Annotated in this window: 25 protein-coding genes; 11 read left to right on the top strand and 14 right to left on the bottom strand. The window is 66.6% G+C overall.

The window, feature by feature from the left end:
- The first annotated feature begins 58 nt into the window (after positions 1 to 58).
- Both EPO41_RS28790 and EPO41_RS28795 read left to right on the top strand, forming a co-directional pair.
- Entirely contained in the window at positions 59 to 193 is a 135-nt protein-coding gene (locus tag EPO41_RS28790; RefSeq protein ID WP_296332850.1) for a hypothetical protein, read from the top strand.
- 56 nt (positions 194 to 249) lie between these two features.
- Positions 250 to 654 carry an OsmC family protein gene (locus EPO41_RS28795; protein ID WP_296332852.1) on the top strand — a complete coding sequence of 135 codons (405 nt, stop codon included), beginning with the start codon at positions 250 to 252 and terminating at the stop codon, positions 652 to 654.
- 63 nt (positions 655 to 717) lie between these two features.
- On the opposite strand, the gene EPO41_RS28800 is transcribed toward EPO41_RS28795, so the two are convergent.
- Positions 718 to 1,434 carry a ribonuclease activity regulator RraA gene (locus tag EPO41_RS28800; RefSeq protein ID WP_296332855.1) on the bottom strand — a complete coding sequence of 239 codons (717 nt, stop codon included), beginning with the start codon at positions 1,432 to 1,434 and terminating at the stop codon, positions 718 to 720.
- Positions 1,435 to 1,486: 52 nt separating this feature from the next.
- Between EPO41_RS28800 and EPO41_RS28805 the strand changes: the two genes are divergently transcribed.
- On the top strand, positions 1,487 to 2,728 hold the full coding sequence (locus tag EPO41_RS28805; protein WP_296332857.1) for a CinA family nicotinamide mononucleotide deamidase-related protein: 1,242 nt from the start codon (positions 1,487 to 1,489) through the stop codon (positions 2,726 to 2,728).
- A 34-nt stretch (positions 2,729 to 2,762) separates the two neighbouring features.
- Complete coding sequence (locus EPO41_RS28810; RefSeq protein ID WP_296332861.1) at positions 2,763 to 3,569, top strand: enoyl-CoA hydratase-related protein; 807 nt, start codon at positions 2,763 to 2,765, stop codon at positions 3,567 to 3,569.
- A 31-nt stretch (positions 3,570 to 3,600) separates the two neighbouring features.
- On the opposite strand, the gene EPO41_RS28815 is transcribed toward EPO41_RS28810, so the two are convergent.
- On the bottom strand, positions 3,601 to 4,629 hold the full coding sequence (locus EPO41_RS28815; protein ID WP_296332864.1) for a DnaJ domain-containing protein: 1,029 nt from the start codon (positions 4,627 to 4,629) through the stop codon (positions 3,601 to 3,603).
- Positions 4,630 to 4,746: 117 nt separating this feature from the next.
- On the opposite strand from EPO41_RS28815, the gene EPO41_RS28820 reads away from it, so the two are divergent.
- Positions 4,747 to 5,586, top strand: coding sequence for a TauD/TfdA family dioxygenase (locus EPO41_RS28820; RefSeq protein WP_296332867.1), 840 nt, complete (start codon positions 4,747 to 4,749; stop codon positions 5,584 to 5,586).
- Between the two features lie 325 nt (positions 5,587 to 5,911).
- Entirely contained in the window at positions 5,912 to 6,946 is a 1,035-nt protein-coding gene (locus EPO41_RS28825) for an aspartate-semialdehyde dehydrogenase (protein WP_296332872.1), read from the top strand.
- Between the two features lie 43 nt (positions 6,947 to 6,989).
- Here EPO41_RS28825 and EPO41_RS28830 read toward each other — a convergent pair whose 3' ends face one another.
- Positions 6,990 to 7,445 (bottom strand): helix-turn-helix transcriptional regulator, encoded by a 456-nt coding sequence (locus EPO41_RS28830; protein ID WP_296332874.1) that lies wholly within the window; start codon positions 7,443 to 7,445, stop codon positions 6,990 to 6,992.
- Between the two features lie 243 nt (positions 7,446 to 7,688).
- Between EPO41_RS28830 and EPO41_RS28835 the strand changes: the two genes are divergently transcribed.
- Complete coding sequence (locus tag EPO41_RS28835) at positions 7,689 to 8,597, top strand: LysR family transcriptional regulator (protein WP_296332876.1); 909 nt, start codon at positions 7,689 to 7,691, stop codon at positions 8,595 to 8,597.
- A gap of 12 nt (positions 8,598 to 8,609) precedes the next feature.
- Here EPO41_RS28835 and EPO41_RS28840 read toward each other — a convergent pair whose 3' ends face one another.
- Positions 8,610 to 8,906 carry a PepSY domain-containing protein gene (locus EPO41_RS28840; protein ID WP_296332878.1) on the bottom strand — a complete coding sequence of 99 codons (297 nt, stop codon included), beginning with the start codon at positions 8,904 to 8,906 and terminating at the stop codon, positions 8,610 to 8,612.
- A gap of 193 nt (positions 8,907 to 9,099) precedes the next feature.
- On the opposite strand from EPO41_RS28840, the gene EPO41_RS28845 reads away from it, so the two are divergent.
- A complete protein-coding gene (locus EPO41_RS28845) occupies positions 9,100 to 9,966 on the top strand; it encodes a Ku protein (RefSeq protein WP_296332881.1) in 867 nt (288 codons plus the stop codon).
- On the opposite strand, the gene EPO41_RS28850 is transcribed toward EPO41_RS28845, so the two are convergent.
- From EPO41_RS28850 to EPO41_RS28895, 10 genes are all read right to left on the bottom strand, one after another.
- Positions 9,967 to 10,497, bottom strand: a complete 531-nt coding sequence (locus tag EPO41_RS28850; RefSeq protein WP_296332883.1) for a cupin domain-containing protein — start codon at positions 10,495 to 10,497, stop codon at positions 9,967 to 9,969.
- Positions 10,498 to 10,574: 77 nt separating this feature from the next.
- Positions 10,575 to 11,312 (bottom strand): peptide-methionine (S)-S-oxide reductase MsrA, encoded by a 738-nt coding sequence (gene msrA, locus EPO41_RS28855; protein WP_296332886.1) that lies wholly within the window; start codon positions 11,310 to 11,312, stop codon positions 10,575 to 10,577.
- A 29-nt stretch (positions 11,313 to 11,341) separates the two neighbouring features.
- On the bottom strand, positions 11,342 to 11,773 hold the full coding sequence (msrB, locus tag EPO41_RS28860; protein ID WP_296332938.1) for a peptide-methionine (R)-S-oxide reductase MsrB: 432 nt from the start codon (positions 11,771 to 11,773) through the stop codon (positions 11,342 to 11,344).
- Positions 11,774 to 12,025: 252 nt separating this feature from the next.
- Positions 12,026 to 13,399 (bottom strand): aminotransferase, encoded by a 1,374-nt coding sequence (locus tag EPO41_RS28865; RefSeq protein WP_296332889.1) that lies wholly within the window; start codon positions 13,397 to 13,399, stop codon positions 12,026 to 12,028.
- A gap of 96 nt (positions 13,400 to 13,495) precedes the next feature.
- Positions 13,496 to 14,503, bottom strand: coding sequence for an oligopeptide/dipeptide ABC transporter ATP-binding protein (locus EPO41_RS28870; protein ID WP_296332891.1), 1,008 nt, complete (start codon positions 14,501 to 14,503; stop codon positions 13,496 to 13,498).
- Positions 14,500 to 15,498: an ABC transporter ATP-binding protein gene (locus EPO41_RS28875; RefSeq protein ID WP_296332893.1), complete on the bottom strand. Its 999-nt coding sequence runs from the start codon at positions 15,496 to 15,498 to the stop codon at positions 14,500 to 14,502. Before EPO41_RS28875 ends, EPO41_RS28870 begins: the two co-directional genes overlap by 4 nt.
- Positions 15,498 to 16,367: an ABC transporter permease gene (locus EPO41_RS28880; protein ID WP_296332896.1), complete on the bottom strand. Its 870-nt coding sequence runs from the start codon at positions 16,365 to 16,367 to the stop codon at positions 15,498 to 15,500. The genes EPO41_RS28875 and EPO41_RS28880 overlap by 1 nt, the downstream gene beginning before the upstream one ends.
- A complete protein-coding gene (locus EPO41_RS28885; RefSeq protein ID WP_296332899.1) occupies positions 16,364 to 17,338 on the bottom strand; it encodes an ABC transporter permease in 975 nt (324 codons plus the stop codon). Before EPO41_RS28885 ends, EPO41_RS28880 begins: the two co-directional genes overlap by 4 nt.
- A gap of 7 nt (positions 17,339 to 17,345) precedes the next feature.
- A complete protein-coding gene (locus tag EPO41_RS28890) occupies positions 17,346 to 18,929 on the bottom strand; it encodes an ABC transporter substrate-binding protein (RefSeq protein WP_296332902.1) in 1,584 nt (527 codons plus the stop codon).
- Positions 18,930 to 19,031: 102 nt separating this feature from the next.
- The gene (locus tag EPO41_RS28895; RefSeq protein ID WP_296332905.1) at positions 19,032 to 20,012 is read right to left on the bottom strand and encodes a GlxA family transcriptional regulator; all 981 of its coding nucleotides are present in this window, start codon (positions 20,010 to 20,012) and stop codon (positions 19,032 to 19,034) included.
- A gap of 119 nt (positions 20,013 to 20,131) precedes the next feature.
- On the opposite strand from EPO41_RS28895, the gene EPO41_RS28900 reads away from it, so the two are divergent.
- Genes EPO41_RS28900 through EPO41_RS28910 form a run of 3 tightly spaced genes read left to right on the top strand, consistent with a single transcriptional unit; the run spans position 20,132 to position 25,175 of the window.
- On the top strand, positions 20,132 to 21,769 hold the full coding sequence (locus tag EPO41_RS28900; RefSeq protein WP_296332906.1) for an amidohydrolase: 1,638 nt from the start codon (positions 20,132 to 20,134) through the stop codon (positions 21,767 to 21,769).
- A complete protein-coding gene (locus tag EPO41_RS28905; RefSeq protein ID WP_296332908.1) occupies positions 21,766 to 22,707 on the top strand; it encodes a GTP-binding protein in 942 nt (313 codons plus the stop codon). The genes EPO41_RS28900 and EPO41_RS28905 overlap by 4 nt, the downstream gene beginning before the upstream one ends.
- Positions 22,704 to 25,175 (top strand): FAD-dependent oxidoreductase, encoded by a 2,472-nt coding sequence (locus EPO41_RS28910; protein WP_296332911.1) that lies wholly within the window; start codon positions 22,704 to 22,706, stop codon positions 25,173 to 25,175. The genes EPO41_RS28905 and EPO41_RS28910 overlap by 4 nt, the downstream gene beginning before the upstream one ends.
- The last annotated feature ends 86 nt before the right edge of the window (positions 25,176 to 25,261 follow it).

The following is a 25,261-nucleotide window of genomic DNA, read 5'->3' on the forward strand; positions in this document are numbered from 1 at the left end:
ATGCAATCAGGAGCGGTGCGCCCCGTGCCGTTCCTTGACATGGACAGGGAGATTTCAGATGGCTGCGAAGAAGAAGGTTGCGAAGAAGAAGGCAGTGAAGAAGGCCGTTGCAAAGGCGAAGACCAAGACCGCCGCCAAGAAGGCCGTGAAGAAGGTCGCGAAGAAGGCAGCTTCTCGCCGCAAGCGCCGCTAGACTGATGCGAGGGCCCGGCAACGGGCCCTCCAGCATCGGGAGGCGACGACGGCACCATGGCACACGCAAAGGCAAGCATCGGCACCACCAACTACGTGACGGCCATCGCGACAGGCCATGGCGGGCGTCACAAGCTCACGGCCGATGAGGGCCCTGAACTGGGCGGCACGGATGCCGGTCCCGCTCCCTACGATCTTCTCACTTCGGCGCTGGGCGCCTGCACGGTCATCACGCTCCGCATGTATGCCGAGCGCAAGCAGTGGCCGGTGACGGCGGTCCATGCCGATATCCATTTCAGTCGCGACGGCGACAAGCAGCGCATCGACCGCGTGCTGACCATCGAGGGCGCCGTCGACGACGAGCAGAAGAAGCGCATGGCCGACATCGCGGAGCGCACGCCGGTGACGCTGACCCTGAAGAACGGCCTGGAGATCAGGACGTCGCTCTCTCAGTCTTCCTGAACGCAGCGAAGGACTCTGTTGCTGGCGCAAGATCCTTCGCTGCGCTCAGGATGACACGGGATCCTACTTCCTCCCTCGCGCCTTCCACGCCTCGAAGTCGCGCTTCGCTTCTTCGCCGGCCACAGGAAACAGGCCTTTGAGCGACCGGCCGCGCGCGACCTCGGCTTCGGCGAATTCCTCGTAGGCGTAAGTGTCGAGGGCTTCCTGAGCCACGGCCTCGACGATGTCGGGCGGGATCACGAGCACCGCATCGCGGTCGCCGACGACCACGTCACCGGGATAGACGGCGACGCCGCCACAGGCGATCGGCAGGTTGAGATCGACCGGACGGTGGGCGATCGGGCTGGGCGGCGATGACGGACGGCGGTGATAGGCCGGCAGACCCGTCTTGTGCACGCCATCGGTGTCACGAAAGCCGCCGTCGGTGACGATGCCGGCGGCGCCGCGCGCCTTCAGCCGGCCGACATAGAGATCGCCCGCCGAGGCCGCCCGCGAATCGCCGCGGGAGTCGATCATCAGCACATGACCCGGCGGGCACTCCTCCATCGCCTGCGGCTGCACCATCGAGCGGCTTGTCGAGGCCGGCCCGTCCTTGTCCTCGCGCGAGGGGATGAAACGCATGGTGAAGGCCAGCCCCACCATGCGCGGCTGCTCGGGTCGGATCGGCCACACATCGTACAGGGTCATGCTGCGCAGGCCCCGCTTGTTCAGCACGCCGGTCAAAGTCGAGGTGCCGACTTTCGCGAGCGCCTCCCGCAGGTCGGATGACAGGACGGACATGGTGCTTCTCTCCCTCTCGATTTTGCGTCGACCTTAGCCGATACTCCCGCGAATGCGCGTGGAAATCCTCTGTACCGGCGACGAGATCCTCACCGGCAAGACCGTCAACACCAACTACAGCCACATCGCCCGCCGCCTCGTCGAGGTCGGGCTGGGTGTCCACTGGGGCACCACCGTCGGCGACGACCGCGAGAGCCTGCTGAAGGCTTTCCACCAGGCCGGCGAGCGGGCCGATGCGGTGATCGTGAACGGCGGGCTGGGGCCCACGGTCGACGATCTCTCGCAAGAGATCGCCGCCCAGGCCTGCGGCGTGGATCTGGTGCTGAGCGATTACTGGATGACGCGCATGGAGGAATCCTATGCGCGGCGCGGCCGGGTCATGCCGCCCAACAACAAAAAGCAGGCGATGCTGCCGGCCAATGCCGAGTTCATCGACAATCCGATCGGCACGGCCTGCGGTTTCGCGGTCACCATCGGCAAGGCGCGCTTCTTCTTCACGCCCGGCGTGCCGCGCGAGATGCGCCGCATGCTCGACGAGCAGGTGCTGCCGCGCATCCTGGCGATGAGCGGCCTCCAGGGCGTCACGAAGCTCAAGCGTTTCCACACGTTCGGCATCGGCGAATCGCGCGCAGACCAGATGCTGGGCGATATCGGGGCCTTCAAGGAAGAAGGCGGCATCAAGCTCGGTTTCCAGGCGCATTACCCGCAGCTCGAGACCAAGCTCGCGCTCCGCGCCGACAACGAGGAGGCGCTGGCCGCCCTGCTCGCCCCGGCCGAGGCCGAGGTGCGCAAACGGCTGGGCAATTTCATCGTCGCCGAGGACGAACAGACGATCGAAGGCGTGATCCTGGGCAAGCTGCTGGAGAGCGGCTTCACGCTTGCCATCGCCGAGACGGTGACCGGCGGCCACCTTGCCGCACGACTTGCGCCGCTGGCCGGCGCCGAACGCGCCTTCCGTCGTGGCACCATCGCGCGCGATCTGTCGGAACTCGGTGCCACCGCGGTCGCTCCCGATGAGGCGGCAAGCGTCGCCAAGGCTTTGCGCACGTCGAGCGGCGCCAGCCACGCGCTGGTCGTGTTGCTCGAACTCGACGAGGGCGCCGACAGGCCCGACATGGGCGGTACGATCTGCATCGGCCTCGCCGACGCGGGCGGCACGGTAACGCGCCAGGCCCGCCTGGTCGGCGGTCGCGACTGGGTGCGCATCGGCGCAACGGAACTCGGCCTCGACTGCCTGCGCCGTCACCTGCTGGGTCTGCCGGTGGACGAACGCATCGATTTCGAACGGCGCTGAACGGGCCACCTCACTGAACGGATAGGAGCTACACATGGCTGTCGTCGAGACCGAGAAGCACGGGCAGATCTTCGTCGTACGGATGAACCGGCCGGACCGGCTGAACGCGCTCAATCACGAGATGCGGACCGAATTATCGGCGGCGTGGAATGAGTTCCGCACGTCCAGGGAACTCGAAGTCGCGATCTTCACCGGCGCTGGCCGCGGCTTCTGCGCCGGCGAGGACATGAAGGAATCGCTGAAGGACGGCGTGGCCGGCGGCCGGCGGCCCGAGATCGAGGATCCGTTCATGTCGGGCAAACTCGAGAAGCCGGTGATCGCCGCGATCAACGGCTTCGCCATGGGCGGCGGTTTCATGCTGGTCGAGCGCACCGACCTGCGGGTCGCCGTGCGCGAGGCGGTGTTCGAGGTCTCCGAGGCCAAGCGCTGGCTGCTTGGCGGCTACAATCACGGCCACATCGCCAACCTGCCCTATCCCGTGGCGATGGAGATGGCGCTGGGCTTCCGCTTCACCGCCCAGCGCTTCTACGAGATCGGCTTCGTCAACCGGCTGGTCGACGCCGCCGAGCTGATGCCGACGGCCATGTCGATGGCCGAGCACCTGCTCACGCTGCCGCCGGCGTCGCGGGTGAACACGGTCCATATGATGCGGCAGATGCGTCCCGCCCCCACCGCCGACCAGCAACGGCTCGCCGACGCGCTGCACGATCACGGCGCCAAGAGCGACCTAATGGAATCGCGCGCCGCCTTCGCCGAGAAGCGCAAACCCAACTTCAAGGGCTGGAACGATCCGGAAGACCGGTATCGCCTGCCGACGCTGGAGAGCGTCAGGAAGAAGTAGCGCGCTGCAGTCGAGACGACGGCGTTACATCCTAATACGCCTGCCCCTCGCACCGCGCGGTGACGGTCTGGGTGATCGCGCCGCGGGTATCGGCGTAATAGACGTAAGTGCCGGTCTCCAGGCCGCGCTTGATGCCGATTATGATCGTGTCGCTCGGCACGATGTTGTTCAGCACGACGAGATAGCGGTCCGCGAGCTGGACCGAGGCGCGCACCGGCGGCGCGCCATTGTAGATCACGGTGGGCTCGCCGCTGCGATTGATGATGGCGAACTTGGCGCCGTCGTCGGCGATGCAGACCGACTGGCCGTCGGCGATCAAGGGCGGCACGGGCCTCGGCACTGCCGAGTGGCCCACCATGGTGCCGGGCAACGGCGCTGACGGCGGCAGGCCCGATGGGCCCAGCTGGCTTGGCTGGTTGACCGGGGGCACCGGCTTGGGCTTCGGCCTGCCTTGCGGCTTGGCTTCGACCGAAGGCTTCGCCTCGACCGGCCGCGCGGTTTCGGCCGCCATGACCTGCAGACCCGGTCCCTTCACAGCGCGCGTGGCAAGATAGCCGCCAACCCCGATGAACGTCATCAGCACGACGGCGACGACCAGGATCGAACGACGCCGCGCCATCGCATCGGCGTGCGGCAGATAGGCCGGCGGCGGCGCGGGCCTGGGCGGAAGCAACGGTCCGGGCGGACGCCCTGCCACCGATTTGACGACAGGTTTCCTGGCGGCATTGAACGCGGACCTGCCGAACAGTCTCTCCGCCATCGTCGCTTTCGCGGCCGCGTTCGCCGCCAAAGCGATCGCCGCGACCTGTTCGCGCCGGGTCCGCTCGGCATCGAGCGCCGCCTGAACCCTCGCATCGTAGCATGCGCGAGCATCCGGATCGGAGAGCGTTTGGTAGGCGTCGGTGATCTGCCGGAAATTGAACGCCGCGAGCTCGGGGTTCCCGGCTGCCACGTCAGGATGATAGCGCTTGGCCAGCGCCACGTAGGCGGCACGGATCATCGCCGCATCCGCCGTCCGCGACACGCCCAGCACCAGGTAATGGTCGACGTCGATCCTCATCGCCGCCACAGTCTAGCGGATTCCGCCGGCGGCGGCCTGGATTTCGCGCATCGATTGTTTTTGCGGGGGACGGGCAAGGTCTCCCGGCCTATCCTCGCGGAAAAGGAGGAGACACCAATGGCCTACCAGTCGATCGAAGTGCGCAAGCTGACGCCGTCCATCGGCGCGGAGATCTTCGGTGTCGATCTCGGCAAGCCACTCGGCAACCAGCAGTTCCAGGAAGTGCACGACGCCTTGATGGAGAACCTGGTGATCTTCTTCCGCGACCAGAAGATGTCGATCGACCAGCACAAGGAGTTCGGCCGGCGCTTCGGGCCGCTGCACGTCCATCCCAACGCACCCATCACCTTCCCCGAGCATCCCGAGATCCTGGTGATCAAGGCCGACGAGAACTCGAAGCACGTCGCCGGCGAGGAATGGCACTCCGACGTCTCGTGCGACCTCGAGCCGCCGATGGGCTCGATCCTCTACCTCACCGAAGTCCCGCCCGAAGGCGGCGGCGACACGCTGTTCGCCAACATGTACCGCGCCTACGACACGCTCTCCGAGCCGATCAAGGAGATGCTGAAGGGGCTGACCGCGCTGCACGACAGTTCCAAGGCGCACTATTACCGGGTGAAGGCGACGGACCGCGACGACATCAAGTTCCCCAACGCCGAGCACCCGATCGTGCGAACGCACCCGGTGACCGGCCGGCAAGGGCTCTACGTCAACCGCGGCTTCACCCTGCGCATCCCGCAGCTCAAGCGCCACGAGAGCGACGCGCTGCTGGAGATGCTCTACCGCCACATCGAGACGCCGGAGTTCCAGTGCCGCTTCAAGTGGCAACCCAACTCCGTGGCATTCTGGGACAATCGCTGCGTCCAGCACCACGCCATGTTCGACTACTTCCCGCACCGGCGGCATGGCCACCGCGTGACGGTGTGCGGCGACAGGCCGTTCCTGCGGACAAACTAGGTTACGACCGGCATTATGGAGCGCGCCACTCCAGTGGCGCTCTTGCGTCGTCGGCAGGCAAGGGCATGAGCGCCACTGGAGTGGCGCGCTCCATCGAGCGGCCTTTACACCCGGCCGGTCCCTGCCCTATATCCCTCGGCACCATGATGCGTTTCGCGACCAAAACGACCACGACCACCAAAACGACCACCTTCGGTGGGCCGGCGAGGACGTGCGCGTAAAGTCGAACGTGACATAGGACAACCTCTCAAGGCCCCGCCGGTTTCGGACGGGGCCTTTGTCTTTCCAGGCGTCCGTCTCCCGGCTTCAAACGAAGGAGACAGACATGAGTTCGAGACCTCTCACAGTGGCGCCTCCCACGGTGGCAATCGTCGGCGCGACTGGCGCCGTCGGCGTCGAGTTCCTGCGCTGCCTGGCCCAGCGCCGCTTCCCGGTAAAGGAGCTGCGCCTGCTGGCTTCCGCCCGCTCGGCGGGCCGCGAGCTGTCGTTCGACGGAAAGGCCCTGGTGGTGCAGGAGCTGACCGAGAAGAGTTTCGAGGGCGTCGACATCGCCCTGTTCTCGGCCGGCGGCAGCGTCTCGAAGCGCTACGCTCCCGTCGCCGTCGCGGCCGGCGCCATCGTCGTCGACAATTCCTCGGCTTTCCGCATGGACCCCGAGGTGCCGCTGGTGATTCCCGAGATCAACGCCGGCGCCATCGCGGGTCACAAGGGCATCGTTGCCAACCCCAATTGCGCCGCCATCATCGCCATCACGCCGCTGTGGCCGATCCACCAGCAGAACCGCATCAAGCGCATGACCATCGCGACCTACCAGGCGGCCTCGGGCGCGGGTGCCGCGGCAATGGACGAGCTGGCCGATTCGACCCGCGCCTATCTGGACGGCCGCAGCTTCCAGCCCAAGGTGTTGCCGCACCCCTACGCCTTCAATCTGTTCAGCCACAACACCGCGATCGATCCCGCGACCGGCTACAACGACGAAGAAACCAAAGTGATGCGCGAGACCCGCAAGATCTACGGCGACGAGGACCTGCGCCTCTCGGCGACCTGCGTACGCGTGCCCGTGCTACGCGCCCATGCTGCTGCCGTCACCTTCGAGTGCGAGAACCCGATCGACGAGGCCCGCGTGCGCGCGCTGCTCGCCAACGCGCGCGGCGTGCGCGTGGTCGACGACCGTGAGCGCAACGTCTTCCCGATGCCGCGCGACGCCAGCCAACAGGACGACATTCTGGTCGGCCGCATCCGCCAGGACCTGGGCGATCCGACCGGACACTCGATCTCGCTGTTCGTCGCAGGGGATCAGTTGCTGAAGGGCGCCGCCCTCAACGCCGTGCAGATCGCGGAACATCTGTTGGCGGCGTAACTCAAACTCCTCTCTCCCTAGCGGGGGAGAGGAACGCGAGCGGCTACTTCTTCTTGCTCGCGCGCTCTGCGTTGCTGGCCGCCCCCATGGTCTTGACCAGCTCGTAGATGCGCTTGCGCACGGAACCTTCGCGGATCTTGTAGTAGGCGCGTACGAGCTGCAGCGTCTCGCGCTTGATCAGCGGGTCCTTTTCCGTGGTGAAGGGCGTACCGGCTTCACCGAAACCACCCCCCTTCTTCACCTTGGCCGCCATCGGCCGGCCGGACAGCACGTTGCCCGGCATCTCGTCGAAGAAGTAGGAGACCGGGACGTCGAGCGCCTTGGCGAACTCGTACAGCCGGCTCGAGCCCACACGGTTCGAGCCGCGCTCGTATTTCTGGACCTGCTGGAAGGTGAGGCCGACCGCATCGCCCAGCTTGGTCTGGCTCATGCCGAGCAGGGTGCGCCGCTGACGCATGCGGACGCCGACATGTGCGTCTACGGGATGTGATTTGGCCATCTATCTCTCTTCCATATTGTTCACGAGCCCGTGAGCCTGACCGGTATGCCCTCGGCGCACTCCCGACCAGATGATTTGTACGCTTGGTGACACTTTCCGGACCACGCCGAAGCGACTGCCCTTCTTACATGGGTCGGACCTGTCCCCCGGACTCGGGCACACTGCAACTCGACGTTGCCCTCTTTCGGACAATACGTCCAATATCGTTGGCGGTTCGCCCTGATACCATTATGGTATCAATCCATGGACCTGAGAACGCTTCGTTACTTCAGCGCCGTGGTGCGCGAGGGTCACTTCGGGCGCGCCGCCGTTTCCCTGGGCATCGCCCAACCTCCCCTCACCCGGCAGATCCAGAAGCTTGAACGCCAACTGGGCGTCGTTCTCCTTCACCGAGGCCAGAAGAAATTTGAAGTCACCGAGGCGGGGCTATTGCTCTACGAGCGCGCGCGGCGCCTTCTGGACAGCGCTGAACAGGCCGAAGCCGACGTACGGCGGCTCGGAACCGGAGAGACCGGCAGGCTCGTCATCGGCTTCGTGCGCTCGACCCCTTTCACGATCCTCCCGGGCATTGTCGTCCGGTTTCGCGCCGCCTTTCCCGACGTCGAACTCGAGCTGCGCGAGATGCGCAATCCCGATCAGGTAAAATGCCTCGAGAACGGCATCATCGATGTCGGCCTGCTGCGTCCGCCGGTCAGCAGTCGGGCTTTGCAGATGGTGACGTTGATCCGTGAGCCGTTCCTCGCTCTCGTTCCGGCTGATCATCCCCTCGCGCCGCGCCGGACGACCACCATCCGGCAACTGGCCGCCGAGCCTTTCGTCATGTACTCCCGCGCCGGCTCGCCGCTGATTCACGCCCGCGTGATGGAGATGTGCCGGCGCGCCGGATTCGAGCCGCGCATCGCCCAGTATGCCGACCAGATTCACACCGTCGCGAGCTTCGTCGGGGCTGGCGTGGGCGTCGCCCTTTCGCCCTCGACGGTAACCAGCTTCAGGATGCCGGGGCTCCGCTGCCTTGCGGTCGCGGACAAACCTGCTCCGCTGCCGGTGGTGGCCGTATGGCGCACCGGAAATTCGTCCGTCCTGCTGCGCAACTTCACCCGCATCGCGCGGGAGGCCGCTTCAGCCTGGCAGCCACAGGAACTGCCAGGCTGAGGATGCGCGTCGTCAGTCGGCCTTCTTGGACAGCATCTTGAAGTCGGGATCGAAGACGAGGTCGTGCTTCTGGTTGCCGCACATCGCATCCTCGACCTCGAACTTGCCGGCGGGATGGGTGGCGTCCTTGTCGTCGTCGAATTCCATCTTGCCGCCCGTGCAGCCCGCGGTCTTGACGGCCGCCTCGAGCTTCGCCCGCTCCTGGTCGGTGACGGGCCGGTCCTTCGCAAGCGCCGGGAAGGCGAGCCCGGTCGCGACGAGAAGAACGGCGGTGGTGACGAAAACAGGGCGCACGAAAACAGGGCGCATATGAACCTCCGTGTTGGAATTTCAGAGACAATGCAATGGTGAAGCAGAGGTTCCTCCAACTGCGCGCCGCAATCCCTTGTGAGACCAAAATCGGAACGCGCGCCACTGATTGAAATCGCCCGCGCCGCCCGGCAATGCCGCAACAAGAGACGCTCGAACCAGTTGAATCGCCCGTACGTGAGGGGATCTGAAAATGGCTGCACGACCGAGCTGGGAAGGGCATCTCCGCCTTTCCCTGGTGACCTGTCCTGTCTCCCTGTGGTCGGCGACGACCGAGGCGGAGACGGTGCGTTTCAACCTGATCAATCCGAAGACGAACAATCGCATCAGGATGAAGACGGTTGACGCCGGCACCGGCGAGGAGCTGTCTCGCAGCGACCTGGTGAAGGGATTCGCAATCGCGAAGGATGAGTATGTCCTGCTCGACAAGGAGGATTTCGAGAGCGTGAAGCTCGAATCGACCCGCATCATCGACATCGAGAAGTTCGTCGCCCGCGAGACCATCGACCGCCTCTACTGGGACACGCCCTACCATCTGGTGCCCTCGGGCAAGACCGGCATCGAGGCCTTCGCCGTGATCCGGGAGGCCATGAAGCGCAGGGGTATGGTGGCGATCGGCCGGCTCGTCATGAGCACGCGCGAGCGGGTATGCGCCATCGAGATCGAAGAGGACGGGTTGGTGCTGACGACGCTGCGCACCGCCGAGGAAGTGCGCCAGCTCGACGAGATCGGTCATCCCGACCTGCCCAAGCCGAACGCGCAGATGCTGGAGATCGCCGAGAAGATCGTGGCGCAGCAGTCCGGCGAATTCGACCCCGCCGACTTCACCGATCGCTACGAGGACGCCCTGCGCGCGCTCATCGAGGAAAAGAAGAAAGGCAAGCCGGTGAAGAGCAAGCCGGTACGCGAGGACGCGGACTCCGGCGTCGTCGACCTGATGGCCGCCCTCAAGAAGAGCCTCCAGGGCAACGGCCCCGAGCGCAACCGCGCCGAACGGTACGCTGCCGCCGCGACGGCCAACAAGAAAAAGCCTTCGACTCGGGGGCGCAAAGCGGCCTAATCAGGCGGGCGCCGCGCCGTTGAGGACGAACAGGACGCGGGCGATGCGGTTGGTCCGGTTCGCCCAGGCATGGTTGGTGCCGCGCTGGATCAGCACGTCGCCGACCGTCATCAGGGTCTCGCCGACATCCATCAGCGCCCAGATCTCGCCCTCGATGACGACGGCGTAGTCGACGCTTTGGGTCTTGTGGAAGCCCGGGTGCCGGGCGGCCTCGTCGTGCGCCTGCGCCGCCCCGTACTGGCGGAAGACCTCCGCCTGGTTGCCGTAGTTGCGCTCCCTGTCGGGCGGGAACTCGACGATTCGCACGACATTGCCGGCAGAGGGCGGCTCCAACCTGAAGGGCCGCGCAGTCGGATCCGGCTCCCCTTCCCTGTTCGAGGCGGGAATCGCGTCGAGCAGCCACAGGTTGGTCAATCCGACATTGGGCGAGTGCGACGGCGAAAACGGATGCGGCGCCGGCCCATCCTCGAGGAACACCGAGCGCCCCTGGCTGTCGTGGCCCGTCACGATCCGGCGAACCGGCTTGACCATGCGTCGTCTCCCTGAGGTTTCGACGCACTATGCCTCACCGCGCGGCGGCTTTCATCGCCGCGCGCCGCAGACCGGATTCATTGGCTGACCTTGCCGCCGGACACGCGCAGCAGCACAGGATCGGCGCGCCATGCCGCCGGAAACAGGTGCTTCAGGCCTTCGATCTTGGGCAGGTCGAAGCGACGGATGTAGGGGCTGTTCGGGTTCAGCGTCGCGTAGTCCTGGTGGTAGGTTTCGGCGGCGAAGAAGGGCATGGCGTCGTTGAGCTGCGTCACGATCTTCTTCGGGAAGACGCGGGCCTGGTCGAGCTGGGCGATATAGGCCTCGGCGATCCGGCGCTGCGCCGGATCGGCGAAGAACAGGGCCGAGCGGTATTGCGTGCCGACATCGGGGCCCTGGCGATTGAGCTGCGTCGGATCGTGGGCCACCGAGAAGAAGATCTGCAGGATCTGGCCGTAGCTGACGATGCCCGGATCGAACGTCACTTCGACGGCTTCGGCATGTCCGGTACGGCCTGACGTGACCATATCGTAGAATGCCTTGTCCTTGGGACCGCCGGCGTAACCCGAAACGGCGCGGCTTACGCCCTTTACATGCTGGTACACGGCCTGCACGCCCCAGAAGCAGCCGCCGGCCAGCACCGCGGTCTCCGTCGTGGCCCCGGGCTTGCGCTCGTCGAGCGTTGGCGCGGGCACCACGACCATCGCCTCCTGCGCCCCGGCCGGCCAGATGCCGTATAGCGTCGCGCCCGCGAGCGCCAATCCCGAAAAGCGGAGCGCCGCGCGGCGGCCTCGATCAAAGCGGATACCGGTCATGGAGCCCTCTTGATGTTGCAGACGTAACGCTAGGTGGCCGCGACGGCGAAGGTCATGGCCGCGCCGTTCATGCAGTAGCGCAGGCCGGTCGGCTTCGGCCCGTCGTCGAAGACATGCCCGAGATGGCCGCCGCACTGGGCGCAATGCACCGAAATGCGCTTCATGAAGAAAGTAGTGTCGATTTCGGTGCCGACCGCCCCGTCGAGCGGTGCCCAGAAACTCGGCCAGCCGGTACGGCTGTTAAACTTGGTGGCCGACGAGAACAAATCGAGCTGGCATCCGGCGCAGGAAAATATGCCCTTGCGGTGCTCGTCGTTCAGCGGGCTCGAATAGGGCCGCTCAGTGCCGTTGCCTCTCAGCACCGCGTATTGCGGCGCTGTCAGGAGCTTCCTCCATTCGGCGTCGGGGTGGGTCACCTTGAAGGCCGCTTCGGCAGCGGCAGGCCGCGCGCGCCACGGCATGGCCCCGAGCAGTGCCGCGGCGGCAAGTCCGACGCCGGCCCCCAGCATCAGGACGTTCCTTCTGTTCGGCAGGACGGAATCCGACATGATGGCCTCCTCAACGCATCGTGAGGGTCTGCCGACATGTGGGCCCGGCCGTCTCCATATCCAACTAAAGATATCGAGAGGCCGGCGTGACCGTCCCTCGCCCCTGTATTCGGGCGGATGCTCGAAAACGTTACATCCGCCGGGCGCGCGTCGTGGGATTGCCCCCTACAGCCCGAGGTCCTTCTTGGCGTCGTCGAGCGCCAGCCTGAAGCGCTTGCACATCTCGCCGATCTGCTCCTCGGTGATTATGAGCGGCGGCGTGAAGGCGATGCGGTCGCCGATGGCGCGGACGATCAGCCCATGACGCAGCGCATGGTCCATCACCATCGTCCCGACCTTCTGCTCCGGTGCCCACGGTGTGCGCGCCTTGGCATCTTTCATCAGCTCGACACCGGTGAACAGGCCGACGCCGCGCACGTCGCCGACCAGCGGATGGCCGCGGAACGCCTCCAGCCCCGCCTGCATCACCGGCCCGACCTTGCGGACCTGGCCCACGATGTCGCGCTCCTCGTAGATCTTGAGGGTCTCCAGCGCGACGGCGCAGGCGACCGGATGGGCGCCGTAGGTGAAGCCGTGGCCGAACGTGCCGTTGGTGGCGCTCAGGCTCTCGACCGCGTCGTAGACCTTGTCGGAGATCATCAGCGCCGAGATCGGCTGGTAGGCCGCGGACAGCGCCTTGGCGCACGAGATCATGTCGGGCTGGATGCCGTAGGTCTCGCAGCCCCACATGTTGCCGGTGCGGCCGAAGCCCGCGATCACCTCGTCGGCGATCAGCAGCACGTCGTACTTGCGGAGCACCTTCTGGATCTTCTCCCAGTAGGTGCGCGGCGGGGTGATGGCGCCGCCGCCGCCCTGCACCGGTTCGCCGAAGAAGGCCGCGACCGTGTCGGGCCCCTCGGCCAGGATCAGCGCCTCGAGGTTGGCGGCCATGCGGTCGGAGAACTGCTCCTCGGTCTCGCCCTCATTGTGGAAGCGGTAATAGTGCGGATTGTCGGTGTGCTTGAACATCGGCAGCGGGATGTCGAAGCCGGCCCGCATGTGCGGCTGGCCCGAGACGCTGACCGAGGCCACCGTGTTGCCGTGATAGCCGCGCTCGCGGCCGATGATCTTCTTCTTCTCCGGTTTGCCGATGGCGTTGTGGTAATACCAGACCAGCTTGATGGCGGCGTCGTTGGCCTCCGAGCCCGAGCACTGGAAGAGCACGCGGCTCATCGGCTTGGGCGCGATCGACAGAAGCTTCTCGGCGAGGTCGACGCTGGCCAGGTGCCCCTTGTCGAAGAACGTATGATAGTAGGGCAGATCGAGGAGCTGCCTGTAGCCGGCCTCGGCCAGCCGCTTCTCCGAGAAGCCCAGCGATGCGCACCACAGCCCCGCCATCGCCTCGATATACTCCTTGCCCGACTCGTCGATCACATGGATGCCGTTGCCGCGTGCCATGAGCGTACCGCCCTGCTCGCGATAGGTCTTCAGTTCCGTCTGCTGGTGCACCAGGTAGCGCTGGTCCCGCGCGTGCGGCGAGTTGGCGTGCAGTCCGTCCATGATCATCCTCTCTCAATGCAAATTACGCACGGGGCAAATTTCACACGGGCCCGGCCCGCGCCTCGTGTATGCAAGAATCATTCTATCACTCCGGCCTCATCCGAGGGGCCGCCGGATCACTTCACCAACCACCTCGACCCGATGGCAGCGCACCCATTGGCCCGGCACGAGCTCACGCAGCTCCGGCATGGTCTGGCGGCAGGCCGGCTCCGCCGCCGGACAGCGCGCCGCGAAGCGGCAACCGGGCGGCGGATCGATGGGACTGGGCGGATCGCCAGTCAGGCGAATGCGCCGGTTCGCACGCTCGCGTCCGCCGCGTACGGTCGGCACGGCAGACATCAGCGCCACGCTGTAGGGATGGAGCGGTCGCGCAAAGAACGCCGTGCGCGGGGCGCGTTCGACGATCTGCCCGAGATACATGACCGCCACCTCGTCGGCGACATGCTTCACCACGGCCATGTCGTGCGAAATAAAGACATAGGTGATGCCGAGCCGGCGCTTGAGCTGCTGCAGCAGGTTCAGGATCTGCGCGCGAATCGCCACGTCGAGGGCCGATACCGGCTCGTCGCAGACCAGCAGATCGGGCGCCGGCGCAAGCGCCCGGGCGATGTTGATACGCTGGCGCTGGCCACCGGAGAACTGGTGCGGAAAGAGGCCCTGGCTCTCGGGCCGCAGGCCCACCGCCGCGAACAACTCGGCCACGCGCGCCTCGCGCTCGGCGGGCGTGCCGATCCCCAGCACGTCGAGCGGCGAGCGCACGATGGCGCCGGCCCTGACCCGCGGATTGAGGGAAGAGTACGGATCCTGGAAGACGTACTGCATGCGCCGGCGCATGCGGCGCATCTCCTCGCCGCCCAGCGCCGTAACATCGGTCCCACCGATGGCGATGCGGCCCGACGTGACCGGCACCAGCCGCAGCAGGCCGCGCGCCACTGTCGTCTTCCCCGAGCCCGATTCGCCGACGATGCCCAGGGTCGTGCCCTTCTCGACATCGAACGAGACGCCGTCCACGGCGCGCACGGTTTCGCGAGGCTTCAGCGGATTGAGATTCGGCCGCGCGAAGTGGACTTTCAGATCGCGGACGGACACCAGGGGCGCACTCACGACGCCGCTCCCTCCTGCAGCCAGCAGGCCACCCGGTGACCCGCTGAAAGGACGGTCGTGGGCGGCATCTCGGCGAGGCAGCGCGGCATGGCCTCGGCGCAACGGTCGGCGAAGGGACAGCCCTTGGGCAGGTCCCAGACCGACGGCACCATGCCGGCGATCTCCAGCAGGTCGGCCCCTGGCGCCTCCTCGGCATCGAGATCGGGGACACAAGCGATCAGGCCGCGCGTATAGGGATGGGCCGGCGCCGACAGGATATCCGCGGTGGATGCTTCCTCGACGACTCGGCCGCCATACATGACGGCCACGCGATCGGTCATCTCCGCGATCACCCCCATGTCATGGGTGATGAGGATCAATCCCATGCCGCTGCGGGCGCGCAATTCGCGCAGCAGCTCGAATATCTGCGCCTGGACCGTGACGTCGAGCGCGGTGGTCGGCTCGTCGGCGATCAGAAGCCGCGGCTCGCAGCCGATCGCCATGGCGATCATGACCCGCTGCCGCATGCCGCCCGAGAGCTGGTGAGGATATTCGTCGACCCGGCGCTCGGGTGCGGGAATGCCGACCGCCTTCAGGAGCTCGATCGCCCGGGCGCGCGCCGCGCGCGCATCGAGCTTCAGGTGCTTGACCAGGGTCTCGGAGAGCTGGTCGCCGATCGTCAGCACCGGATTGAGCGAGGTCATCGGCTCCTGGAAGATCATGCCGATGCGATGGCCCCGGACGTCCCGCAGGCGCTGCTCGGAGGCCTGCAGGAGATCCTCGCCCTCGAACACGATCCGGCCGCCGGAGATGCGGCCCGGCGGCGATGGCACGAGCCGCAGGATGGCGAGTGCGGTCATGCTCTTGCCGCAGCCCGATTCGCCCACGATGCCCAGGGTCTCGTTGGTCGTAAGCGTGATCGCCACGTCGTTCAGCACGCGCGCGGTGCGGCCGCCGCCGCGGAACTCGACGGACAGGCCCGAGATGTCGAGAAGGGTCGTGGAACGACCGTCCATCAGCGACGCTCCCGCAGTTTGGGATTCAGGGCATCGTTCAGCCCGTCGCCGATCAGGCTGACGGCCAGTACGGTGAGGAAGATCATCAGGCCGGGAAAGGTCACGGCCCACCAGCTCGACAGCATGTAGGACCGGCTCGATCCGATCATCAGTCCCCAGCTCATCCGGTTGGGATCGCCCAGCCCCAGGAACGACAGGCTGGCTTCGAACAGGATCGCCGCGCCGACCGCCAGGGTGGCGGACACGACCAGCGGCGGCAGGGCATTTGGCAGGATCACCTTCCACATGATGCGTCCGCGCCGCGCCCCGATCGCCAGTTCGGCGGCGACGAAATCGTATTGCTTGATCTTGAGGAATTCCGCGCGCGTGAGGCGGGCCGTGCCGGGCCAGCTCACGACGCCGATCGCGAGCACGACGGTGGTGAGGGTCGGCGAGAACAGCGTCACCAGCACCATGGCGAAGAGCAGCGACGGCAGGACCTGGAAGAACTCCGTGAAGCGCATCAGTGCCTCGTCGACCGTGCCGCCGAAATAGCCCGCGACGGCGCCGATCGTGATGCCGATCACGACAGAGATCAGCGCGGCGGCGGCGCCGACCGTCAAGGTCGCCCGGCCGCCATAGATCAGGCCGGTCAGCACGTCCCTGCCCTGCTGGTCCGAGCCCAGCAAGGCGCCCTCGCTGAACGGCGGCGAGAGCGGCGCAGCCACGATGTCGAAGGGATCCGCGACGTAGACCAGCGGACCGATCAGGCTCACCAGCAGAATGGCGACCAGCAGCACCAGGCCGCACACGGCCACCGGGCTGCGGGCGAACATGCGCATCGCCTCCAGCGAGGGATGCTCCACCCTCGGAACGCCGGCGATGCTCACGACGCCTTGATCCGCGGATCGGCCAGGCGGTAGCAGACGTCGACGAGCTGGTTGGCCACGATCACCAGAAGCGAGGAGAAGAACAGCAAGCCGAGCAAGGTGGGATAGTCGCGGCGCAGCACCGAATCGAAGGCGAGACGCCCCAGCCCCGGCCAGTTGAACACGGTCTCGACCACGATGGCCCCGGCCAGCAGGTTGCCGAACTGAAGGCCGACGATGGTGATGATCGGCAGCATGGCGTTGCGGAAGGCGTGCTTGAAGAACACCTTCCGCTCCTCCAGCCCCTTGGCTCGCGCCGTGCGGACATAGTCCGACCCCAGCACATCGAGCATGCTCGCCCGGGTGAGCCGGCTGTACTGGGCGAGATAGACGACCGCCAGGGACACCGCAGGCAGCACGAGATGGTGCGCGACATCGACCGAATCGAGCAGCCAACCGCCACTGACCGCCGCCGCGGTCATGCCGGAGACCGGCAGGATGGGAATCACCGAGGCGAACAGGATGATCAGCAGCATGCCGGTCCAGAAGACGGGCGCAGAGTAGCCGATCACCGAGACGACGGTGATGAACTGCGAAAGAAGACCGTTGGGCCGCCGCGAGGCCAGCACGCCCAGCGTCGTGCCGCTCAGCACCGCCACCACCAGCGCGGTCAGCACCAGCAGCAGGGTCGCCGGCAGTCGCTGCAGGATCAGCGACAGGACCGGCAGGTTGAAGAAATAGGAGTAGCCCAGATTTCCCGAGGCGAAGCGCTCGAGATAGATGCCGAGTTGAACGAGCGTGGGCTGGTCGAGACCGTACTCGCTGCGCAGGCCGGCCCGGATCTCCTCCGTCATCCCGCCCATCTGCCCCGCCAGCGTGTCGACGGGGTCGCCGGGCGCCAGCCGGATCAGCAGGAAGCTCAGGACCAGGACCCCGATCACGAGGATCGCGGCATAGAATAGGCGCCGCGCCGCGAAGAGGATCAACGCCACGCCGCGCCTATTTCTCGGAGAGCCAGACGTCCAGCATCGGCGAAGCGGTCCCCCAGATGGTCGTCGGCGGATTGTGGACCCGCTTGTTGTAGATCGTGTGATAGGGCAGCTCGGTCAGCCAGAAGAGCGGCAGGTCCGCCGTGACGATCTTCTGGAACTCGCCGTAGAGCGCCTTGCGCTTTGCGGCGTCCGGCTCGCGGCCGGCGGCATCGAGCAGCTCGTCGACCTTGGGGTTCTCATACTGGGCGTTGTTGGTGAAGACCAGCGGCCGGATGTTGCTCGAGAGATAGGTGCGGTTGACGCCGATCACCGGATCGCCCCAGGCGAAGGCCGCATCCATGCTGATGTCGAAGTCCTTGGTCGCCATGCGCTTGGCCCAGGCCGCGAAGTCGGCGGGCGCGCGCACTTCGACCTCGATGCCGATCTTCTTCAGCGCCGGCTTCATGTATTCGGCGAGTCGCTTCTGGCCGTCCTCGTCGCCCGGATAGTAGTCGCACGTCACCTTGAGGCGAACGCCGTCCGGTCCCTTCTTGAGGCCCGCGGCATCCAGCAGTTCCTCGGCCTTCTTGAGATTGAGCGAGTACTTCGTGACATCCGGCGAATACTGCGGGAAGCCGCTGTGGATCGGACCGGTCGCCACCTTCGACAGGCCCTTGTGCAGCGCCTTGACGATGAAGTCGCGGTCGATCGCATAGGCGAAGGCCTGGCGCACCCGCACGTCGTCGAACGGCTTGCGCTTGTTGTTGAAGAGCAGCCAGTTGATACCGCCCACCGCCGCATAGCCCTCATTGGTGATGACGAGCTGCGGATTGGTCTTGGCGCGGTCGAGTTCGAGCACCCGGTTGAAGAAGGGTTGCAGCAGCAGCCGTCCCGCCTCGAGCTCGAGGATCGAGGTCTGCGAGTCCGGGTAGGTCTTCAGGATGATGCGGTCGAGATAGGGCCGGTCCTTGATGAAGAACCTGTCGAAGCGCTCCAGGACGATCTGGTCGCCCGGCTTGAACTCCACCAGCTTGAACGGGCCGGAGCCCACGACATCCTTGCTGTTGTTCGGATGGGTCTTGATCGGCCGGCCGTCGCCGTAGATGTGCTTGGGCAGGATCGGCATCAGCGGCGGGCCCATCGCATACAGCAGCGCGGGATGCGGATGCTTGAGGCGGATGATGGCGGTGGCGGCGTCGGGCGTGTCGACCCTCTCGACGGGCGCCAGCATCGTGTTGAAGGGATGGTTGTCTCGGATCGTCAGGATCGAGAAGGCGACGTCCGCCGAAGTCACCGGCGTGCCGTCGTGGAACAACGCGTCCTTGCGCAGATGGAGCGTCATCGAGAGGGAATCGGGCGAGAGTTCCCACGACTCCGCGAGGTACGGCTTGGGGTTCCACTTGTCGTCATGCATGACCGGGCTGGCGAAGATCTGTGCCCCCGGCACCATGATCCCGGTTCCCGACCCGACGGCGTTGTTGAAGCTTGTGGTGCCGGTCGACTGCCCCATGACCAGCGTGCCGCCGCGCCGGGGTTCCTGCGCCGTGGCCGGCGCTGCGACCGCCGACGCGATGGCGAGTATCGTGATGAAAGCCGCTATCGCCTGCCGCATGGCTTGTCCCCCACCCAGTGCCCAGGCTGAAACGATAGCTTCACACGTCCCGCAAACGTGCACGTTTCGGCAGGGAACGTCTCCTTTTGCGCCAAAAACGTTTCAGCGTTTGTCGCTGCTGGGCGGGCGCCCGAATTCCTTTCGATAGCAGCGCCAGAAGTAGGACCGCGATTTGAAACCCGTCGCCATCGCGACTTCGGTCACCGACGCCTCGGCATTGGCCAGCATCTGGTGCGCCCGGTCGAGCCGGACCTTGCGGCGGAACCGCGCCGGGCTGGTCGCGAGCTTGTCGGCAAAGATGCGCTGGAGCTGGCGCCGCGAGACGCCGACCGCCTGCGCGACGGTGTCCATGCGCGTGAGCCGGGTGCCGTCTTCCTCCAGCATCTGCATGGCGCGCGCCAGCTTGCGTCCGTGCCGGGCCCCGACCGCCCCCGGCAGGTCCCGCTGCGCCGCCCCGGCCGGGCGCGGCAGCCCGTGCATGCAATGCTCCGACACTCTCAGGGCGAGCTGGCTGCCGAACCGGAGTTCGATCTCCTTGAGGACGAGATCGAGCGCCGCGGAGCCACCGGCACAGGTGCAGCGCCTGTTGCCGACTTCGAACAGGCGTTCGGTGACGTCCACCTGGGGGAACTGCTCGCGAAAAGTCTGCAGGACCTCCCAATGGGCGGTCGCCGAGAGTCCGTCGAGCAGGCCGCCACGGGCCAAGATCAGCGGGCCGGTATCGACGCCGCCGATCGTCGCGCCGGCGCGGGCCAGCCGCCGCAAGGTGGGCAGGATCGCGCGCTCCAGGCGCCGCGTCGGCTGGGCGTCGGCGACCACCAGCAGGGTCCCGATTGCGCCGACATCGGCCAGCGCGCAGTCGACCGCCACCTTCACCCCGTTGCGATCCGGCACCGGCTCGCCGTCGGCCGACACCAGGAGCCAGCGGTAGGGGCGCGAGATGTAGCGGTTGGCGATGCGCAGCGGCTCGATGATCGACGACAGCGCGATCGAGGTGAACTGCGGGATCAGCAGGACCGCGATCGGACTCGGCAGCAACTCGGCGGCTTGTGTGGCGGTACGCTTGGAAGAGACAGAGGGCATCGGGAAGGCTCCGGCCAAATCAGACACGGATTTGACCCAAAAGTATACATAGCCGAATCGACGCTGCCCTAGACTATCTTCGCGGAGGCCCGCCTGGCCGCCCGCTGGGGGTGCAGCTCATGTCGAGAATGACCGTCTTCGTCGCCCGCAAGATCCGGACCATGGAGCCTTCGCTGCCCGAGGCCACGGCCGTCGCCGTCCGCGACGGCTCGATCGTCGAGGTCGGCACGCTCGAAACCCTGCGGCCGTGGCTCGAGGCGCATCCCCACACGATCGACCGAACCTTCGAGAAGCACGTGCTGATGCCGGGCTTCATCGACCCGCATCTCCATCCCTCGATGGCGGCCTATCTGCTCCAATGCGAGTTCATCACCGCCATGGAGTGGCAGCTGCCCGACCGCACGGTCGCACCGGTGCGGACGCGCGACGCATTCCTCGCCCGTCTGAAGGAGCTGGATGAGCAAAACCCCGATCCGAGGGAGCCGATCTTCACCTGGGGCTACCATCGCGACTGGCACGGCGAGATCTGGCTCCAGGACCTCGACGCCATCTCGAGGACGCGCCCCGTGATCGTGGTCCACCGGTCGTTTCACGAGACGATCATGAACGGTGCCGCCCTCGACTATTTCGAACTCGACCGGGAGAAGCTGCGGGGCGCCCACCAGGTCGATGTCGGCCGAGGCCATTTCTACGAGGCCGGCAACCGCTTCGTGCGCGCCAAGCTTTCAGCCTACCTCCTTTCCGAGCAGCGCCGGGGACCGGCGATGAAGCGCACCGCCGAGGTCATCCATCTGGGCGGCCACACGACGGTCGGCGACATGGCGTTCGGCATCTTCGATGCCGAGGCCGAGTGGGCCAGCTCGGTCGCGGCCTTCGACAATGACGAGACGCCCTTCCGGGTCGAGTTCGTGCCGCACGTGGCCTTCGCGGGCACGGGCCTCCGGCACGAGCAGCTCGCCGCGCTGCCTGAACGCAACAGGCGCCGGCTGCGCTTCGGCAAGCACGTCAAGCTGTTCACCGACGGCGCCTTCTTCTCGCAGCTCATGCAGCTCGGCGGCCCCGGCTACATCGACGGTCACGACGGCGAATGGCTGATGGCGCCGGAGGCCTTCGAAAAGGCGGCCCGCGCGCTGTGGAACGACGGCTACGTCATCCACGTCCATTGCACGGGCGATCTCGGCGTCGAACTGGCGCTCGACGTGCTGGAGAAGCTGCAGTGGGAACGCCCGCGCTTCAACCATCGCTTCACGATCGAGCATTTCGGTATTTCGACATCCGCCCAGGCGCGGCGCATCGCCGATCTCGGCGCCCTCGTCTCGGCCAACCCCTACTATGTGTACGAGTTGAGCGACATCTACGCGCGCCGGGGCGTGGGCCATGAGCGGGCGAGCCAGATGGTCCGTCTGGGCTCGCTCTCGCGCAACCGCGTGCCCTTCGCGCTCCACTCCGATTTCACCATGGCGCCGGCCCGGCCACTGCAGAATGCCTGGATCGCCCTCAACCGCGTGAATGCCGCCGGCGACGTTCTGTGCCCGCAGGAACGGGTCTCGCTGGACGAAGCGCTGCGGGCGATCACCATCAATGCCGCCTACGTGATGGGCCTCGAACACGAGATCGGCAGCATCAGCAGCGGCAAGAAGGCCGACTTCACCGTGCTCGAAGCCGATCCCTGCGAAGTCGCTCCGCTGGAACTGCGCGACATTCCCATCTGGGGCACGGTGTTCGAAGGCCAGCCCTATCCGCTGGGCAGGAGATGACGCCCATCCCGGTCACCACGATCGGCGGCTATCTCGGCGCCGGCAAGACGACCCTGGTCAACGGCCTGCTGGCGGGCGACCACGGGCTGCGGATCGGCGTGCTGGTCAACGATTTCGGCGCGATCTCGATCGACGAGAAGCTGATCGTGTCGCGCGACGACGACATCGTCACCCTGGCGAACGGCTGCGCCTGCTGCTCGGTCGCCGGCGACCTCGCCATGGCGCTGGATCGCTTCGCCGGTCGCGCCGACCGATACGAGCAGATCGTGATCGAGGCGAGCGGTGTCGCCGATCCGGCCCGCATCGCGGCGCTGGCGAATTCGCCCGGCCTGTCCCCTGGCGCCATCGTCGTGGTCGCGGACGCCGCGACGGTCCGTGCCCGCGCCCGCGACAAGTTCGTGGGCAGCCTGGTGCGCCGACAACTCGCCGCGGCCGACCTCGTCGTCCTGACGAAGATCGATCTCGCCGGTCCAGCGGACCTGAAGGACGCCCGCTCCCTCGCGACGGCACAGGCCCCTGGGGCACGCATGATCGATGTCCTGCAGGGGCGCGTGGACGCCGGGGATCTTTTCGCCGACATCAGGGCTCGGCGCGGACGCCTGCCGGCCTGCGAATCGGCCGGTGTCGACGCCGCCACTTCCCTCTTCGCAAGCCATGTCTGGCGGACCGACGCGCCGGTCGACATCGAGGCCTTGCGCACCGTCGTCACCGGCCTGCCCGACAGCATCGTGCGCGTGAAGGGCATCGTCGCCACGGGTGCCGGCCGCCGGGTCGCCCTGCACCGCGCCGGCGAGGTCGTCAGCATCGATCCACTCGAAGACGCACCCGACACGAGGGGCGCCGAGATCGTCGTGATCGGACGATTAGGCCGCCTCGACGCAACCCAACTCGACGGCGCCTTCGGCGCCTGCCTCCTCCAAAGCAGGACTCACTCGTGAACGCACTGCCAAGCCATGCCCGCGTCGTCATCATCGGTGGCGGCGTCATCGGATGTTCGGTCGCCTATCACCTCGCCAAGCTCGGCTGGACAGACATCGTCCTGCTGGAGCGCAAGCAGCTCACCTCGGGCACGACCTGGCATGCGGCGGGCTTGATCGCGCAGCTGCGCGCGACCGCCAATATGACCAGGCTCGCCAAGTACAGCCAGGAACTCTACGGCCGGCTCGAAGAGGAAACCGGCCTGGCGACCGGCTTCAAGCGCAACGGCTCGCTGACCGTCGCGCTCACGGAGGAGCGCCTCGAGGAGCTGAAGCGGGGCGCATCCATGGCGCGGTCCTTCGGCGTCGAGATCGAGACGATCTCGGCCGCGGAGGCCGGTTCGCTCCATCCCCTGCTCGACATCGACGGCGTGGTCGGTGCGGTGGCGCTGCCGAAGGACGGCCAGGGCGACCCGACCAACATCGCGCTCGCTCTCGCCAAAGGAGCACGTCAACTTGGCGTGAAGATCTTCGAACACACCAGCGTGACCGGGATCGCGAAGGATCGCGGCCGGGTGACCGGCGTCGCCACCGAGAAAGGTTCCATCGAGTCGGAGTTCGTCGTGAACTGCGCCGGCATGTGGGGCAGCGCCGTGGGCAGGATGGCGGGCGTGCCCCTGCCGCTGCAGGCCTGCGAGCATTTCTACATCGTCACCGAGCAGGTTCCCGGCCTGTCGCGCACCCTGCCGGTGCTGCGCGTCCCCGACGAGTGCGCCTACTACAAGGAGGATGCCGGCAAGATCCTGCTGGGCGCCTTCGAACCGGTCGCGAAACCCTGGGCGACGAACGGCATTCCCGAAGACTTCTGCTTCGACCAGCTGCCCGAAGACTTCGACCATTTCGCGCCGATCCTGGAGAGGGCGACCCGGCGCATGCCCATCCTGGAGAAGACCGGCATCCATACCTTCTTCAACGGACCCGAGAGCTTCACCCACGACGACCGCTACCTGCTGGGCGAAGCCCCGGACGTCCGGAATTTCTTCGTCGCCTGTGGCTTCAATTCCGTCGGCATCCAGTCGGCCGGCGGCGCCGGCAAGGCCTTGGCCGAATGGATCGTGGGCGGCGCCCCGCCCTTCGACCTGTGGGACGTCGACGTGCGGCGGACCTTTCCATACCAGTCCACGAAATCCTTCATCGAAGCGCGGGTGACGGAGACGCTGGGGCTGCTCTACGCCGACCATTTCCCGTACCGGCAGTTCACCTCGGCGCGCGGCGTGCGCCACACGCCCTTCTACGAGCGCCTGAAGGAACGCGGCGCCTGCTTTGGCGAGACGGCGGGCTGGGAGCGCGCGCACTGGTTCCTGCCGGCGGACCGGCGCGAGGCCGGCGTGGCCCCCGCCTATCGCTATTCGTGGCAGCGGCAGAACTGGTTCGACTATTCGGCCGAGGAACATCGCGCTGTCCGCACCGGCCTCGGCATGCTGGACATGAGTGCCTTCGGCAAGTTCCGCGTCGAGGGTCGCGATGCCGAGGCCGTGCTGCAGCGCATTTCCGCCAACGACGTCGCCGTCGAACCCGGACGCATCGTCTACACGCAGTGGCTGAACGAGCGCGGCGGCATCGAGGCCGACCTCACAGTCACGCGGCTCGGCGAGCACTCGTTCCTCGTGATCACCGCCGCCGCAGCCGTCACACGCGACATCGCATGGCTCAGGCGCCACATCCCGGCGGAGGCCCACTGTACGGCCCTCGACGTCACGAGCGGCGAAGCCTGCCTCGCGGTCATGGGCCCGCGCTCGCGAGATTTCCTGCAGTCGCTGACGACGGCCGACCTCTCGAATGCGGCCTTCCCCTTCGGGACGGCGCGCACGATCGAACTCGGCATGGCCCTGGTGCGCGCGCACCGCATCACCTATGTCGGCGAGCTGGGCTGGGAACTCTACATGCCGACCGAGTTCGCGCGGCAGATCTTCGATCTCCTCGCGGGGGCCGGGGAAGCATACGGGCTCCGCCTCGCCGGCGTGCACGCCATGAATTCGCTGCGGCTGGAGAAGGCCTATCGCGACTTCGGCCACGATATCAGCGACGAGGACCATGTGCTGGAGGCGGGCCTGGGCTTCGCGGTGAAGGTCGACAAGCGGCCCGGCCGGTTCGGCGACTTCCTCGGCCGCGCCGCGGTCATCTCCCGGAAGCAGGCGGGGCTCAGCCGCCGGCTGCTGCAGTTCCAGCTCCTCGACCCGAAGCCCCTGCTCTATCACGCCGAGCCCATCCTGAAGGACGGCACGGTCGCGGGCTATCTGGCGTCCGGCGGCTACGGCCACCATCTGGGGGCCGCCATCGGCCTGGGTTACGTGCCGTGCGAGCCCGGCACGGCGGATACCGATCTCCTCGCCGCGCGCTACGAAATCGAGGTTGCCGGCCAGACGGTCCCAGCCATCGCGAGCGTGAAGCCGCTCTACGATCCGAAGGGTGCGCGCATCCGGCGATAGCGACGACACTGCAATGGGTCGGGTTCGATAACCTCACCATCGGCCCCGATGGCGCATGGCCGGCAATATTGACATTTGCGTCGCCC

Source organism: Reyranella sp. (assembly GCF_004297265.1).
In the GTDB taxonomy this organism is placed as follows: domain Bacteria; phylum Pseudomonadota; class Alphaproteobacteria; order Reyranellales; family Reyranellaceae; genus Reyranella.

What these genes read in the sequence shown, in the direction of transcription:
- EPO41_RS28795 (WP_296332852.1), top strand. Translation starts at nt 250, where the DNA reads ATGGCACACGCAAAGGCAAGCATCGGCACCACCAACTACGTGACGGCC.
- EPO41_RS28790 (WP_296332850.1), top strand. Translation starts at nt 59, where the DNA reads ATGGCTGCGAAGAAGAAGGTTGCGAAGAAGAAGGCAGTGAAGAAGGCC.
- EPO41_RS28825 (WP_296332872.1), top strand. Translation starts at nt 5,912, where the DNA reads ATGAGTTCGAGACCTCTCACAGTGGCGCCTCCCACGGTGGCAATCGTC.
- EPO41_RS28840 (WP_296332878.1), bottom strand. Translation starts at nt 8,906, where the DNA reads ATGCGCCCTGTTTTCGTGCGCCCTGTTTTCGTCACCACCGCCGTTCTT.
- EPO41_RS28845 (WP_296332881.1), top strand. Translation starts at nt 9,100, where the DNA reads ATGGCTGCACGACCGAGCTGGGAAGGGCATCTCCGCCTTTCCCTGGTG.
- EPO41_RS28810 (WP_296332861.1), top strand. Translation starts at nt 2,763, where the DNA reads ATGGCTGTCGTCGAGACCGAGAAGCACGGGCAGATCTTCGTCGTACGG.
- msrA (WP_296332886.1), bottom strand. Translation starts at nt 11,312, where the DNA reads ATGACCGGTATCCGCTTTGATCGAGGCCGCCGCGCGGCGCTCCGCTTT.
- msrB (WP_296332938.1), bottom strand. Translation starts at nt 11,773, where the DNA reads ATGCCGTGGCGCGCGCGGCCTGCCGCTGCCGAAGCGGCCTTCAAGGTG.
- EPO41_RS28895 (WP_296332905.1), bottom strand. Translation starts at nt 20,012, where the DNA reads ATGCCCTCTGTCTCTTCCAAGCGTACCGCCACACAAGCCGCCGAGTTG.
- EPO41_RS28900 (WP_296332906.1), top strand. Translation starts at nt 20,132, where the DNA reads ATGTCGAGAATGACCGTCTTCGTCGCCCGCAAGATCCGGACCATGGAG.
- EPO41_RS28815 (WP_296332864.1), bottom strand. Translation starts at nt 4,629, where the DNA reads ATGAGGATCGACGTCGACCATTACCTGGTGCTGGGCGTGTCGCGGACG.
- EPO41_RS28850 (WP_296332883.1), bottom strand. Translation starts at nt 10,497, where the DNA reads ATGGTCAAGCCGGTTCGCCGGATCGTGACGGGCCACGACAGCCAGGGG.
- EPO41_RS28805 (WP_296332857.1), top strand. Translation starts at nt 1,487, where the DNA reads ATGCGCGTGGAAATCCTCTGTACCGGCGACGAGATCCTCACCGGCAAG.
- EPO41_RS28835 (WP_296332876.1), top strand. Translation starts at nt 7,689, where the DNA reads ATGGACCTGAGAACGCTTCGTTACTTCAGCGCCGTGGTGCGCGAGGGT.
- EPO41_RS28820 (WP_296332867.1), top strand. Translation starts at nt 4,747, where the DNA reads ATGGCCTACCAGTCGATCGAAGTGCGCAAGCTGACGCCGTCCATCGGC.
- EPO41_RS28865 (WP_296332889.1), bottom strand. Translation starts at nt 13,399, where the DNA reads ATGGACGGACTGCACGCCAACTCGCCGCACGCGCGGGACCAGCGCTAC.
- EPO41_RS28830 (WP_296332874.1), bottom strand. Translation starts at nt 7,445, where the DNA reads ATGGCCAAATCACATCCCGTAGACGCACATGTCGGCGTCCGCATGCGT.
- EPO41_RS28890 (WP_296332902.1), bottom strand. Translation starts at nt 18,929, where the DNA reads ATGCGGCAGGCGATAGCGGCTTTCATCACGATACTCGCCATCGCGTCG.
- EPO41_RS28800 (WP_296332855.1), bottom strand. Translation starts at nt 1,434, where the DNA reads ATGTCCGTCCTGTCATCCGACCTGCGGGAGGCGCTCGCGAAAGTCGGC.
- EPO41_RS28875 (WP_296332893.1), bottom strand. Translation starts at nt 15,498, where the DNA reads ATGGACGGTCGTTCCACGACCCTTCTCGACATCTCGGGCCTGTCCGTC.
- EPO41_RS28905 (WP_296332908.1), top strand. Translation starts at nt 21,766, where the DNA reads ATGACGCCCATCCCGGTCACCACGATCGGCGGCTATCTCGGCGCCGGC.